This is a genomic window from Pseudoduganella violacea (assembly GCF_014191875.1).
Taxonomy (GTDB): Bacteria; Pseudomonadota; Gammaproteobacteria; order Burkholderiales; family Burkholderiaceae_D; genus Rugamonas; species Rugamonas violacea_A.
Genome location: NZ_JACHXD010000006.1, coordinates 189578 through 202125 on the forward strand (window position 1 = coordinate 189578; position 12548 = coordinate 202125).

Annotated in this window: 11 protein-coding genes and 1 riboswitch; of the genes, 4 read left to right on the top strand and 7 right to left on the bottom strand. The window is 66.3% G+C overall.

Annotated features, from left to right (window positions below):
• Window positions 1–6 precede the first annotated feature (6 nt).
• From FHS03_RS12885 to FHS03_RS12895, 3 genes are all read right to left on the bottom strand, one after another.
• Window positions 7–816 (bottom strand): DODA-type extradiol aromatic ring-opening family dioxygenase, encoded by an 810-nt coding sequence (locus FHS03_RS12885; protein ID WP_183441368.1) that lies wholly within the window; start codon window positions 814–816, stop codon window positions 7–9.
• A gap of 71 nt (window positions 817–887) precedes the next feature.
• A complete protein-coding gene (locus FHS03_RS12890) occupies window positions 888–1808 on the bottom strand; it encodes a hypothetical protein (RefSeq protein ID WP_183441369.1) in 921 nt (306 codons plus the stop codon).
• A complete protein-coding gene (locus tag FHS03_RS12895) occupies window positions 1805–4009 on the bottom strand; it encodes a M1 family metallopeptidase (protein WP_183441370.1) in 2205 nt (734 codons plus the stop codon). The genes FHS03_RS12890 and FHS03_RS12895 overlap by 4 nt, the downstream gene beginning before the upstream one ends.
• A gap of 93 nt (window positions 4010–4102) precedes the next feature.
• Window positions 4103–4323: riboswitch (cobalamin riboswitch) on the top strand.
• A gap of 93 nt (window positions 4324–4416) precedes the next feature.
• Here FHS03_RS12895 and FHS03_RS12900 point away from each other — a divergent pair.
• The 4 genes from FHS03_RS12900 (at window position 4417) to FHS03_RS12915 (ending at window position 8169) form a co-directional block, all read left to right on the top strand.
• On the top strand, window positions 4417–6381 hold the full coding sequence (locus FHS03_RS12900; protein ID WP_183441371.1) for a TonB-dependent receptor: 1965 nt from the start codon (window positions 4417–4419) through the stop codon (window positions 6379–6381).
• A 142-nt stretch (window positions 6382–6523) separates the two neighbouring features.
• The gene (locus FHS03_RS12905; protein ID WP_307729540.1) at window positions 6524–7195 is read left to right on the top strand and encodes a thiol:disulfide interchange protein DsbA/DsbL; all 672 of its coding nucleotides are present in this window, start codon (window positions 6524–6526) and stop codon (window positions 7193–7195) included.
• A gap of 1 nt (window position 7196) precedes the next feature.
• Complete coding sequence (locus FHS03_RS12910; protein WP_183441372.1) at window positions 7197–7502, top strand: hypothetical protein; 306 nt, start codon at window positions 7197–7199, stop codon at window positions 7500–7502.
• Window positions 7503–7650: 148 nt separating this feature from the next.
• Window positions 7651–8169 carry an ester cyclase gene (locus tag FHS03_RS12915; protein ID WP_183441373.1) on the top strand — a complete coding sequence of 173 codons (519 nt, stop codon included), beginning with the start codon at window positions 7651–7653 and terminating at the stop codon, window positions 8167–8169.
• Window positions 8170–8174: 5 nt separating this feature from the next.
• Here the strand turns inward: FHS03_RS12915 and FHS03_RS12920 are convergent, their stop codons facing one another.
• The 4 genes from FHS03_RS12920 to FHS03_RS12935 all read right to left on the bottom strand — a co-directional run bounded on the left by FHS03_RS12920 (window position 8175) and on the right by FHS03_RS12935 (window position 12542).
• Window positions 8175–9092 carry a LysR family transcriptional regulator gene (locus tag FHS03_RS12920; RefSeq protein WP_183441374.1) on the bottom strand — a complete coding sequence of 306 codons (918 nt, stop codon included), beginning with the start codon at window positions 9090–9092 and terminating at the stop codon, window positions 8175–8177.
• 64 nt (window positions 9093–9156) lie between these two features.
• Window positions 9157–10068 (bottom strand): efflux RND transporter periplasmic adaptor subunit, encoded by a 912-nt coding sequence (locus FHS03_RS12925; protein WP_183441375.1) that lies wholly within the window; start codon window positions 10066–10068, stop codon window positions 9157–9159.
• Between the two features lie 22 nt (window positions 10069–10090).
• Window positions 10091–10291, bottom strand: coding sequence for a DUF1656 domain-containing protein (locus tag FHS03_RS12930; RefSeq protein ID WP_050408937.1), 201 nt, complete (start codon window positions 10289–10291; stop codon window positions 10091–10093).
• Entirely contained in the window at window positions 10281–12542 is a 2262-nt protein-coding gene (locus FHS03_RS12935) for an FUSC family protein (protein WP_183441376.1), read from the bottom strand. The genes FHS03_RS12930 and FHS03_RS12935 overlap by 11 nt, the downstream gene beginning before the upstream one ends.
• Between the last annotated feature and the right edge of the window lie 6 nt (window positions 12543–12548).

Genomic DNA, 12548 nt, shown 5'->3' on the forward strand with positions numbered 1-12548 from the left:
GCAGCCTTAGCCTGCCGCCGCGCCGAAGCGGAAGCTCGACACCGCCAGCGCGCCGAAGAAATCATCCTCGTGGTATACCTCGTGCGCGGCCTCGTCTTCGGCCGCGCCGGCCGCCACCATCAACGGCAGCAGATGCTCGGCGCGCGGATGGGCGGCCCGCGCCGACGGCGCGTTTTCCCAATCGAGCAAAGCCGCGCTGCGCTGTTGGGGCGGCAAGGCCATGACGGCGCGCAGCCAGGCGTCGAAGGCATGCGAGGCTGGCGCGCCATGGCCGTTGAACTGGCGCAGATTGTGGTAACTGAGGCCGCTGCCGACGATCAGCACGCCCTCGTCGCGCAAGGGCCGTAGCGCGCGGCCCGCCTCGATATGCGTGAGCGGATCGAGGCCGTGCTGGAGCGAGAGCTGCACGATCGGCACGTCGGCCTCGGGAAAGGCAGGGTACATGGCGCTGAAGGTGCCGTGGTCGAAACCGCGTTGCCCATCGAGCAGGGCCGCATGGCCGGCAGCCTGCAGCAGAGCGCGCACGCGCCCGGCCAGCGCCGGATCGCCCGGCGCGGGATACTGGATCTGGTAGGTGTGCGGCGGAAAACCCGAGTAATCGTAAATCATCGGCGGACGCGCGCTGGAAGACAGCGTGAATCGCGCCGTCTCCCAGTGCGCCGTGACGACCAGGATTGCCTTCGGCTTGCCGCCGATCTGACGCGGCAGGTCGCGCAAGGAGGCGTCCAGCTTGTCGTAAGTGTGGCCGAACTCCGCGCGCATGAAGGGCCAGGGGCCGCCGCCGTGGGACAGAAAATAAGTGGCTAAAGTGCTCATATCGAACCTGTGCTATCGAGCCTTTACTTTAGCCTTCGGCCACCTCTTTGCCAATCCTGAAAATATCGCAGTCAGGCATCGATACTTTCGATAGCCGGCGCCTTGACCTTGGCCGCCTTGGCCACGCCGCCGCCATGGCGGGCGTTATCCGCCTGGGCCAGCGCGATCAGGGCGAACAGACGCGCGCTGCGCATCCAGGCCAGCACCAGCACGATGGCCTGGGTCAGCAGCAGGCCGCCGATAAAGCCGATGACCTGTCCGGTCGGCGCGTTGACGCGCGCAATGCCCAGCAAGGCGGCCAACAGCAAGCCGCCCAGGCTCAGCGCCAGATACAGTCCCAGCACCGTGCCCGGATAGCGCGCCAACAGCTTCAGGCCGCGCCACCAGGCCTTGACGGCCGAATTGCGGCGCTTGTCGATGGCGAGCGCCGCGCGGCCCGCATCCAGCGTCAGATTGGCGAAGGCCAGCAGCACGATGCCGGCGATGGTCGCCAGCAGGGCCGCATTCTCGGCGCTGGAAGCCAGCACCGCCTTCTCGCCATGGCTCTCGGCCAGGGCATGCAGGCCTTGCGCCGCACCCAGCGCCAGGCCCACCGGCACGATGGCCCAGATCAGGGTGCGCAGCAGACGCGGATACTCGGCCAGACCGCCCGACCACAGGGCGCGGAAACCGAGCACCTGGTGGCTGCGCGCCGCCGTGATCACGCTGCCGCACAGCAGCGGCGACAGCAGCAGGGCCAGCACGGCGCTCAGCAGCGCGCCGTTGCGCACGCCGCCGCCTTGCTCGCGGAAGCCATGGATCAGGTCCGCCAGCGCCGGATGGTTGAGCGAGGTGGCCAGCTCGGGCGCCAGCACCGAGTGGCTCAGCACATTCAGGTATTGCCAGACGGGCAGGGCCAGCACCAGGGACGGCAGCAGCGTCACGCCGCACCACAGCACCAGCAGCCGCCATTGCAGGGCCGCGCGCGCGGCCTGGATCAGATGGGTTTTCATAAGGTCGCAATCAGGGTGTACAGGGTTTGCGCCAGGGCGGCGAGGTCGAAGCTCCAGCGGCGCTGGGCGCGGCGGTCGGCTTTCAAGGTCTGGCTGTCATCGAGCTTGTTGATATCGAGCAGATGCTTGCCTTCCGGGTCCAGCGTGGCGGAAACGGCTTCGCTGTTGCGGGTCCACTCGAAACGGCGCCAGCGCTCCTCGCCCTCGAACTTCACGGTTTCGCTGCTGCCGTCGGCAAAGCGCACCTGCAGGGTTTGCGGCACGGCCGCGCCTTTGCGCTTGACCACCACCACCGTGTGGTAGGGGAAGGGGCCGCTGCCCTCCTTAGCGTCGGGATGGGCCTTCGCCCATTTTTCGCGGATCTCGTCGGCCTGTTTTTCCACCGCTTCGTTGCTGAGCAGGATGCGCTTGCCCTTGCCGGCGTGGCTGCCCGGCTGCGGCAGCACTTCCTCGCTGCTCAGGCTATCGATGCTGTCGTCGACCTTCGAGACGGCGTATACCTGCTGGGCGAAGACGCGCTCCACGGTTTTGCGCTGGCCGGTCGTCTCGGCCAGGGTTTCGCGCAGGTCGGCGATGCTCGGATGGCGGAATTTCCACAGCCGGTAGTATTCCTTGAAGCCGCGTTCCAGCGCCTCCTTGCCGATCTCTTTTTCCAGGTCGAGCATGGCCAGCGCGGTGCGCGAATAGACCGGGTTGATGCCCTGCAGGCGGTCCATGGCGTTGGCGCCCAGCGCATCGGCCGGGAAGCTGAGTGGCGTCAACAGGCGCTGCACCTGGCCGAATTCCCACACCGGATTCAGGCCGAGGCGCTGCATCCAGGGTGGGGCCAGGTGGAGATCGCGCCGTTCGGCGCGCGTCATGCGGGTGTTCCAGAACTGGTTCAGGCCCTCATCGAGCATCGGTTCCTCGAACTCGTTGTTGGCCAGGATGCCGTAGAAATAGCCATGGCCGAATTCGTGGATGGTGACGAAATCCAGGCCGAAAGCGCCCAGCGTGTCGGGCTGCAGGTCGGGGATGCCGTCGGCGGTGAAGAAGGTCGGGTATTCCATGCCGCCCGCTTCCTGCGCGTTATGCGGCGGGATCACCACGGTCACGGTCTGGTAGGGATAGGGGCCGAGGGTCTTCGAATAAAAGTTCAGCGCATCCTTGGTCGCCTTCATGGCCGGCGCCGCGTTGGCGGCGTATTCGGGCGGGAACAGCACCTTGATCTCGACCTCGGGACTGCCGGGGAAGGTCCAGGTCCCGGTCAGCGGGGTGGCGGTGCGGCTGTCGGCGGTCCAGGCGAAATCGTGCACATCGTCCTGCTTGTAATGGTGGGTCAGCATGCCGTCTTTTTCCACCGGCGCGCCCTGGCGCTGGCCGGTGGCGCCCACGGTAAAGGCCTTGGGCACGGTCAGCTTCACGTCGTAGCTGCCAAAATCGGCATAGAACTCCGACTCCATATGGAATTCATGCACATTCCAGCGCGGCGCGGTGGCGCCCCGTTCGCCGGCCAGTTCCAGCACGCCGATCTTGGGGAACCATTGCCCCACCAGGTGGAAGGTTTCGAAGTAGCCGGTGCGCGCGACCACGCGCGGCAGCTGGTCGAAGAAGGCGATGTCCAGCGTGGTGCTGGCGCCGGCTTGCACCGCCTGCGGCAGATCCAGGCGCACCACGGTCTGGTCGGTGTCCGGGCCGCCGTCGGGCTGGACGAAGGACCAATCGACCTTGGCGCCGTTCTGTTGCACGCTGCGCAGCTCGATATAGCCCCAGTCCCCGTCCTTGGTTTCCACGCCGGAGCGGAAGCCACGGCCGCTGCGCCGGATCTCGCTGTGGAAGGTGCTGTTGGCGTTCTGGAAGGCGTTCAGGTACAGGTGCAGATAGACGCTGCGCACCGGCTGGTCGCTGCGGTTGCGCCAGGTGAGTTTCTGCTGGCCGCTGACGGTGTGCTTGACCGGGTCCAGCGTGGCCTCGATCTGGTAGTTCACCACCCGGTCGGAGAGCGTGGCTTCATTGCCGCTGCGCGGACCGCCCCAGGCATTGGGCGCGCTGGGCGTGGTCACGGCGGCGGCGTTGGCGGCGGCCAGCGGAATGCCGGTATCGGTGGTGGGCTGCGGCACGGCGACGACCAGGGCGCCCTGGGCGTACAGCAGCGATTGGATTGCCAGCCCGGCTACCACGGCAGTGGCAAGCAGGACCTTCAAGATGGGACGCGGTTGCATGGTTCTCCTTTATTGGAATGTAAAGAACTGCAAGCAACAATATATTCACCTTGCTAACAAAAAGCCAATATTTTTCGAGCAAGTGTGGTAAGCGTATAATGGCGGGGTTTTGGTGCCCGCCTCCTGTTCATGGATGCGGTTAAACGGGAAAAATGGAGTCGCCCCGCGCGGCCAACATTTGCTGCCCCCGCAACGGTAAGCAAGCGCCGTCCGCATCGGACGGCAGGACGGACCAAGAACCACTGCGCTGGCGCAGGAAGGTGGTCCAGCCCTCGCTTGCCAGCCCGGATACCGGCCAAGACAGGTGGAACGCGCCGCTGCGCGCCTTCCGTTCGACTCCTGCTGCGGGGAAGCGGCTGGAGGCTGAGGCCATCCTCTTTTTCCAAGCGCTCCGGCGCCACCATTTTATGAGCTATATCGTTTCCCGCCGCGCCCTGGCCGCGGCAGTTTCCCTGTGCTTTGCCGCCGCTCCCGCACTGGCGCAAACCGTGACCCAGACCTTGGGACCCGTCGTCGTTACCGGCTCCCGCTTCGACAGCAATCCCGGCCTGGCCCCGATCGGCGCCACCGTGATCACCGCCGCCGAGATCCGCCGCGCCGGCGCCAGCGATGTGAACCAGGCCATCCGCAAGGTCGGCGGCGTGTACGGCCGCCAGGCGCTGGACGGCAGCCCGAACTTCGGCCTCGACCTGCGCGGCTTCGGCAGCGACAGCAGCCAGAATATGGTGGTGCTGGTGGATGGCGTGCGCATCTCGGAAAATGAGCTGGTCGACGCCATCATGTCCAGCATCCCGATCGATTCGGTCGAGCGCATCGAAATCACGCGCGGCGGCAGCAGCGTGCTGTATGGCGACGGCGCCACCGGCGGCGTGATCCGCATCGTCACCAAGCGCCCGTCGGGCCAGGGTACGCACGGCAGCGTGTTCGCCGAAGCGGGCCAGTTCGGCCTGCGCGAAGCGCGTGGTTCGGTATCGCAGAGCTGGGACGGTTTCGCGCTCGACGCCTCGCTCGGCGCGCTGGACACCGACAACTACCGCGACAACAACGCCTACAAGAAACGCAATTTCACCGGCGGCGCGCAATGGACGCTGCCGGGCGGCCGCATTGGCCTGCGCACCGAAATCCTGCGCCAGGACGGCCGCCTGCCCGGTTCCCTCAGCCAGGCCGAGTTCGAATCCACGCCGCGCAAGACCAATGAACCGCATAACTTCGGTTCGGTCGACAGCGACCGCTACGTCGGCTTCTACGAGCAGAAATTCGGCGCCTTCGACCTGGCCGCCGAACTGGCGCACCGCAAGAAGGACGCCAGCGGCAGCTACTTCTATGGCGGCAAGCTGTCCACCACCAACTACGACACCAAGCAAACCCAGTTCTCGCCGCGCCTGCGCCACACCAGCCAGTTCGGCGCTGTGCAGAACGAAGTGGTGACGGGCATCGATCTGATGCGCTGGAACCGCGTGGTCGATGGCTCCTTCTCCAAGGCCGACGCCACCCAGCGCTCCAAGGCCTTCTACGTGCGCGACGAAATGAAATGGGCCGGCCCGCACGAAGCGCGCCTGGCCTTCGGCGCGCGCCGTGAACTGTTCGACATCGATTCGGTCGATCCGGTGCCGTATTCGACCGCCAACTACCACGACAAGCGCGGTCTGAACGCCTGGGAAATCCAGGGCAGCTACGCCGTCCTGCCGGAACTGACTCTGCACGCCAAGGCCGGCCAGAGCTACCGCGTGGCGAATGCCGACGAAAACGGCTTCACGCCGAAAGCGAATGTGGCGCTGAAGGCGCAAACCTCGCATGACCTGGAGCTGGGCGCAAGCTATGCGCTGAACGGCTACAAGCTGGCGGCGCGCGTCTTCAAGCATGAGCTGAACAACGAGATCTACTACGATCCGACCGCCACCCCTTACGGCGGCGCCAACAGCAATCTGCCGCCGACCCGCCGCCAGGGCATCGAACTCGATGCCAGCGCGCGCCTGGCGGCCGACTGGCAGCTGAGCGGCCACTATCAGCACGTGAAGGCTGAGTTCACCGAAGGCGCGCTGGCCGGCAAGGAGCTGGTGCTGGTGCCGAAGAATGTGCTGAGCGCGCGCCTGGCCTGGACACCGTCCAGTGGCCAGAGCGCCGACGTCGGCGTGCAGTGGGTCGACAGCCAGCGTTACGGCGGCGACTTCCTCAACACTTGCAACGCCCGCATGCCGTCCTTCACCACCTTCGACGCCCGCTATGCGCGCCAATACGGCCCGTGGGAGGTCGCGCTGTCCGGCCAGAACCTGGGCGACAAGCGTTACACCACGGCGGCCTTCTCCTGCCGCGGCGGCATCTATCCAAGCGATGGCCGCCAGCTCAAGCTGTCGGCGCGCTACGACTTCTGAGCGCGGCCCTAGGCCGAGCTTAGGCTTCAAAGCGGCTTAAACCCGCCTTAAAATGGCCCCCCGGACGGGATTTTTGTCCGGCGGGGCCATTTTTGCCTGCAAAAAGTGTTAATCTGCCGCCGTCTATAACTCGATAAAAAGGATGACCATGCGTTACCTGCGCTTCATGCTTGCCGCCGCTACCCTGGCCTTTTCCGCCGCTGGCGCCTCCGCCGCCGAACCGGTGAACGGCACCGAATACAAGGTTCTCGACACGCCAGTGCGCAACGATACCGGCGCCAAGGTCGAAGTGATCGAGTTCTTCATGTACTCCTGCCCGCACTGCAATTCCCTGGAACCGCTGATGTCGGACTGGGTCAAGAAGCAGGGCGACAAGATCGTCTTCCGCCGCATCCACTTCGCCTCGAGCGACAAGGACCCGCATGCCCACGCCTACCTGACCCTGGAAGCCATGGGCAAGCTGGAAGGCGTGCATGACAAGATCTTCCGCGCCATCCACGTGGAGCGCAACCGCCTGCGCAGCGACGACGCCATGACCGACGTGGTCGTGAAAGCCGGCGTGGACAAGGCCAAATACCTGGAATACTTCAATTCCTTCGGCGTGCAGACTAAAATGAAGCGTTCCAACCAGCTGGTCAGCTCCTACAAGGTTGATAGCGCCCCGACCATCGTCATCGATGGCCGCTTCGTGACCTCGCCAGCCCAGGCCGGCCGTCCGGGCCAGCCGGAGAGCGTATCGATGCAGAATACGCTGGTCGTGATGGACTATCTGGTCGCCAAGGCCGCCGCCGAGAAGAAAGCAGGCAAGAAGTAAGATGGACAGCAAAGAAGAAGGCCGCATGAAGATGTACCGGGAGTCCGAACCGGACGAAACGCGTCTGTTCGAACGCAGCTCGGTCAATCATGCCGCCTGGACGCTGCTGGCGCTGACGCTGGCCCTGTGCGGCTGGCTGATGGTGGCCCTGGTCAATGCCGAGAACCAGCGTTATGCGCTGGCCAGCGGCATGTGCCAGGACCAGGTCTTCAAGGGCGGCATCGACAAGGTGTGCCTGGCCAAGGCGCGTTCGCGCGAGCACTGGTGGCAGCACCTGGGCCATGCCATGACGACCTTCAAGCCCTGAGCCGCAGCCCGCGCGTCCCGAAAAAGCCCGCATCGCGCGGGCTTTTTCTTTTTCAAACGGCACAAGAAGCTGCTTCAAACGGCAGACGCATTCCGCGCCGCCGCGCTGGAACCGACAATGGCGGCACCATTCATTTACAGGAGCTTCCATGTCCCGTCTTGCCATTTTTGCCGCCGCCCTGTTGCCGCTGGCCGCCTTCGCCGCCGCCGACAGCCTGCCCGTACCGCAGAAGAGCTTCACCGGCGGCTCGCCCGCCGCGCTGGAACAGGTCATGCTGGCGGCGCGCCGCTATGCCGCTTTCTGGAACAGCGGCGATCCGGCTTTGGCGCGTGAGGCGCTGGCGCCGGAATTCACCGACCGCACCCTGCCGCCCGGCCGCGCCCAGGGTCTGCCAGGCCCGTTGCAAGCCAGCCAGACCTTCCGTGCCGCCGTGCCGGATCTGAAAGTGGAGATCACCGATCTGGTGGCGGCAGGCGACCGCGTCACCCTGCGCCTGCATTTCACCGGCCATTTCAGCGGCCAGTTCGGCAAGGTGCAGGGCAAGGGCCAGGCCATCGACTTCCAGGCTTTCGACTTGTATCGCGTGCAGGATGGCCGCATCACCGATAACTGGCACCTGGAAGACAATCTGACCCTGCTGCAGCAGATGGGCGTGATCGAGCAGTAAGCGGCTTACGCTGCCGTCGCGCAGCGCTCCAGCAGGAATTCCACCAGCAGCGCGATGCGCGGCGGCTGGAAGCGGCTGCGCCGGTACAGCAGATTGAGCGGCACGCTTTCGCGGAAATAGTCGTCCAGCACCGTCTGCAGGCGGCCGGCGCGCAGATCGTGCTCAATATCGAGCAGGGATTTATAGGCGAAGCCCTGGCCCGCCAGCGCCCATTTGCGGATTACCTCGCCGTCATTGCTTTGATGGCTGCGCTGCACGCGCACCGTGCGGCGCGCATCATCTTCCAGATAGCGCCATTCGTGCATTGGTCCGCTGGCCGTCACCAGCACCAGCGCCGGCAATCCAGCCAGCTGTTCGGGGTGTTCAGGCGCGCCGCAGCGTTCCAGCAGCGCTGGCGCGGCGCAGACCACACGCCGGTTCGGCAGCAGCGGACGCGCCACCATATCGCTGTCCGGCAGCAGGCCATAGCGCACCGCCAGGTCGATATCGTCCTGCACCAGATCGGACGTGGAGTCGCTCAGCGACAGGGCGTATTGCACGTCCGGATGGCGCTGGCGGAATTCCTCCAGCCATCCCAATAGCAGATTGCGCCCAAAATCCGAGGGCGCTGAAATCTTCACCAGCCCGCGCACCGCGCCTTGCGCCTGCAGGCCTGCTTCCGCCTCGGCCATCAAGGCCAGCGCCTGTTCGCAGTAGTGGCGGTAATGGCGTCCTTCCTCGGTCAATCGCAATTGGCGCGTGGTGCGCTCGAACAGCCGCGTTTTCAATCCCGCTTCCAGACGCTGGATGCAGGCGCTGGCGGCGGCGGGGGAGAGGCCTTGCTTGCGCCCGGCGGCGGAAAAGCTGCCAAGGGTGGCGGCGTCGAGAAAGAGGCGGATGGCGCTCAAGCTGTCCACGCCATGGCTGTCGATACTGGCACTCATTGCATGCATCCTTGCTGCGGTTGCGGGAAGGGGGCGCCCGCATTCCCCCGCAGTGTAACGGATGTCAGGCGCCGCGTGGGGCGGTGGCCTTGGCCGGCGCGGCCGCCGTGGTGGTCTTGCTGTCGAGGATGACGGTGCAGGTGGTGCCCGCCACCAAGGTCAGCTCCTTGGGCTGCTGGTCGATATGGATGCGCACCGGCACGCGCTGCGCCAGCCTGACCCAGCTGAAGGTCGGGTTCACGTCGGCCAGCAGTTCGCGGCCGGTGCTGGCGTCGCGGTCGGTGATGCCGCGCGCGATGCTCTCGATATGGCCGTGCAGGGTGGCGTCGCCGCCCATCAGCTTGACCTGCACCGGCGCGCCCGCTTTCAGCAGCGGCAGCTTGGTTTCCTCGAAATAGCCGGCCACGTAGAAAGAGTCGCTGTCGATCACCGCCAGGCGCGCCACACCCACGGCGGCGAAATCGCCCACATGCACGTTCAGGTTGGTCACATAGCCGCTGACCGGCGCGCGCACCACCGTGCGTTCCAGGTTCAGTGTGGCCAGATGCACGGCTTCCGTGGCGGCCCGCACCTGGGCGCTGGCGCCGTCCATGGCCGATGTTGCGCCTTCGCGGCTTTCGGCCGAGACCACGGCGTCGTCCAGCGCGGCGCGGCGCTTGGCCTCGCGCGTGCGGCGGCCTTTCTCGACCTGCTGCGCGGCCAGCAGCGAGCGCGCCTGCTCCAGCGCCGACTGGTAGCGCGCCGGGTCGACCACGAACAGCACATCGCCCTTGCGCACGAACTGGTTGTCGCGCACATGCACCTCGGTCACGGCGCCGGCGACGTCGGCGGTGATGTTCACCACGTCGGCCTTGATGCGGCCGTCGCGCGTCCAGGCCGATTCCATATACTGGTCCCACGCCCCCTTGCCGAACCACAGCGCGGCCCCCAGCAGCAGGGCGGTGAGGACGAATCGGAACAACTTGCTAGCACTCATAACGGGATTCCCTTCTTGTGTTTTATTGGTATAGGCCCATGGTCAGGGCGCTGAAGATGCAGACCAGCAGGCAAAGCCGCACCAGGGCCGGATGCAGCAGGCGGCGGTAAACGCCGGCATGGCCGAGCACCCAGTCCAGCAAGCCTTGCAGCAGCAGGCTGGCCAGGAACAGCGGCAGCAGGGTGGGAATGAGGACGCCGAACAGCGACACTTCACGCGGCATGGTGGACTTCTCCTTGGGTTTGGGGCATCTGGTCGAGCAGGGATGTGTAAATCGAATGCAGGTCGGTGAGCGCCGTCTGCAGGCGCTCAGCGCGCGCTGCCGACGCTTGCGGCAGCGCGGCGCGTACGGTGACGCCGGCATGCAGCAGCGAAGTGATGGCCAGCTCGCAGCGGCCGCGTTCGGGCTGGCGGAAGTAATTGGCCAGCGCATCGACCGCCTGCTGCAAGGCCGTGGCGACCGGCCCTTGTGCCGAAGTGGCGATCAGGGCGCGCAGCTCGATGATCGAATGGCCCAGCTCCAGCAGGGTCAGGCCTTGGCGCACCACCAGCCGCGCCGGCGCGCCGGGCGCGGGACCGGAGGCGGCGTTGAGCTGGTTGAGCAGATCGCGCACGCGGTTGTCGAAGCGGTGGCGCAGCCGGGCCGTCCATTCCTGGCCGGGGCCGAAGCACAGCAACAGGCGTGGCAGCAGGCCGCCGCCGGCCGCGCGCAGGTGCAGGCGCAGGCCGCGCGTGGACGCCGTGCACAGGGCCAGCGCCTCGCGCCACAGCGCCGCCGCCACGTGCTCGCGGTTGCCCATGGTGTGCTCGGGCAGCAGCACCATGAAGATGATGAAGGACAGCAGCACGCCGCCATTCTGCGCCAGCGTGATGTTGAGGAAGGAGGCGATATCGTAGTGCATCTGGTTGGCCGGCGCGATCACCTGGGCGCTGAACAGGATGATGCCGACGCCCACGCCCGCCTTTTTCGGATTGGTACTCAGATAGCTGCCGTAGGCGAACAGCGGCAGCGAGGCCAGCACCAGCATGGGAAAGCCGCTGGCGCGCGCCACCAGGAAGAACTCGACGATAAAGGACAGCGGCCAGGCGATCAGGAAGCCGGTCAGGATCTGCTTGACCATGGCCGTCGGGCGCGGCGAGGACGAGCACAGCGCGCAGAAGATGGTGGTCATCAGCAGGGCGGTGGAAGCGTGCGGCCAGGCCATCCAGTACCAGAGCACGGCCCCGCCCAGCAGGGCGGCGGCGGCGCGAAAGCCGCTGGCGAGCACGATGCCGGGCGGCGTCTTCGGCTTGTAGGCGCGCGGCTCGCTGACCTGACTGCGCTTTTGCCGCGTCAGGCCGTCGTAGCTGGCGTGGAAGGCGGACAGGTTGGCCGCGAAGCGTTCCAGCAGCTCCACCGCCGTATCGAAGTCGATCTGCCATTGCGGCGTGAGGCCGGCCAGTTCCTGTGCCGCGCCGGCATCATCCTCCTTGGCCGCCTTGGCCGCCTCGGCCAGGCGCTGCGCCAGTTCGGCGCGCGCGGCGGCGATGTCCTGTTCCAGCGCCGCCATGTCGGGCGGCACATCGTCGGCCAGCGCTTGCGCCAGGCGTTGCTGCATGGCTTGCAGCAGCCGCGGCGCCGGCGAATCCGGTTGCAGGTGCAGGCGGTGCAGCAGGCGGTGCAGGGTGTAGAGCGTGGTCAGGGCCGTCATCAGCGCCGCGTTGAAGGCATGCAGCTGGCGCGTTTGCGAACGGGCGTGGGCCGCTTCGAAGAAAGCGGCGGCGCGGCCCGATTCCAGCGCGGCGATGTCGGCCGCGAAGCGCAGGTGGGTCAGTTCCGCCTCGGCAGGCGACAGGCGGCGCTCCAGCACTTCGCGGCAAAAGCCCACGAAGCTGTGGCGGCGCGCCTGCACGGTGCGCATCAGCTGGGCGTTGTGGTGGCGCGGGAACAGCGCGTCGTTGACGACGGTGGCGCAGATCACGCCCAGGCTCACTTCCGTCAGCCGGGTGACGGCCAGCAGGAAGGCGCCGGCCGGCGCGTCGATGGCGGGAATGGCGATCATGCAGGCCGTATAGCCGGCCAGCACGAAGCTATAGGATTGCTGGTTGCGGTACATGGCCGCGCCGCCGGTGCACAGCCCCACCCACAGCGCCAGGCCGATGAACAGCAGCGGCGTCTGCTGCGGAAAGACGGCGATCAGCAGCAGGGCGCTGGCGCAGCCGACCACGGTGCCGAGCAGGCGGTAAAAGGCTTTTTCCAGCACCATGCCGCTGCTGGGCAGGGCCAGAATGAAGGTGGTGGTCATCGCCGTGCTGGGCGAATCGAGTCCGAGGCGGAAGGCCAGCCACAGGGCGGAGAAGGCGGCCAGCATGGACTTGAGCACGAAGATCCAGTGCTCGCCCTCGCCGGCCTGCCATTCGCGCGCCAGCCTGACCAGCTGCTCTCGTGTACTTGCTATCGGTGTGGCGGGAGGAGCGGCTGGTTCAGGGTTCATAAAAAG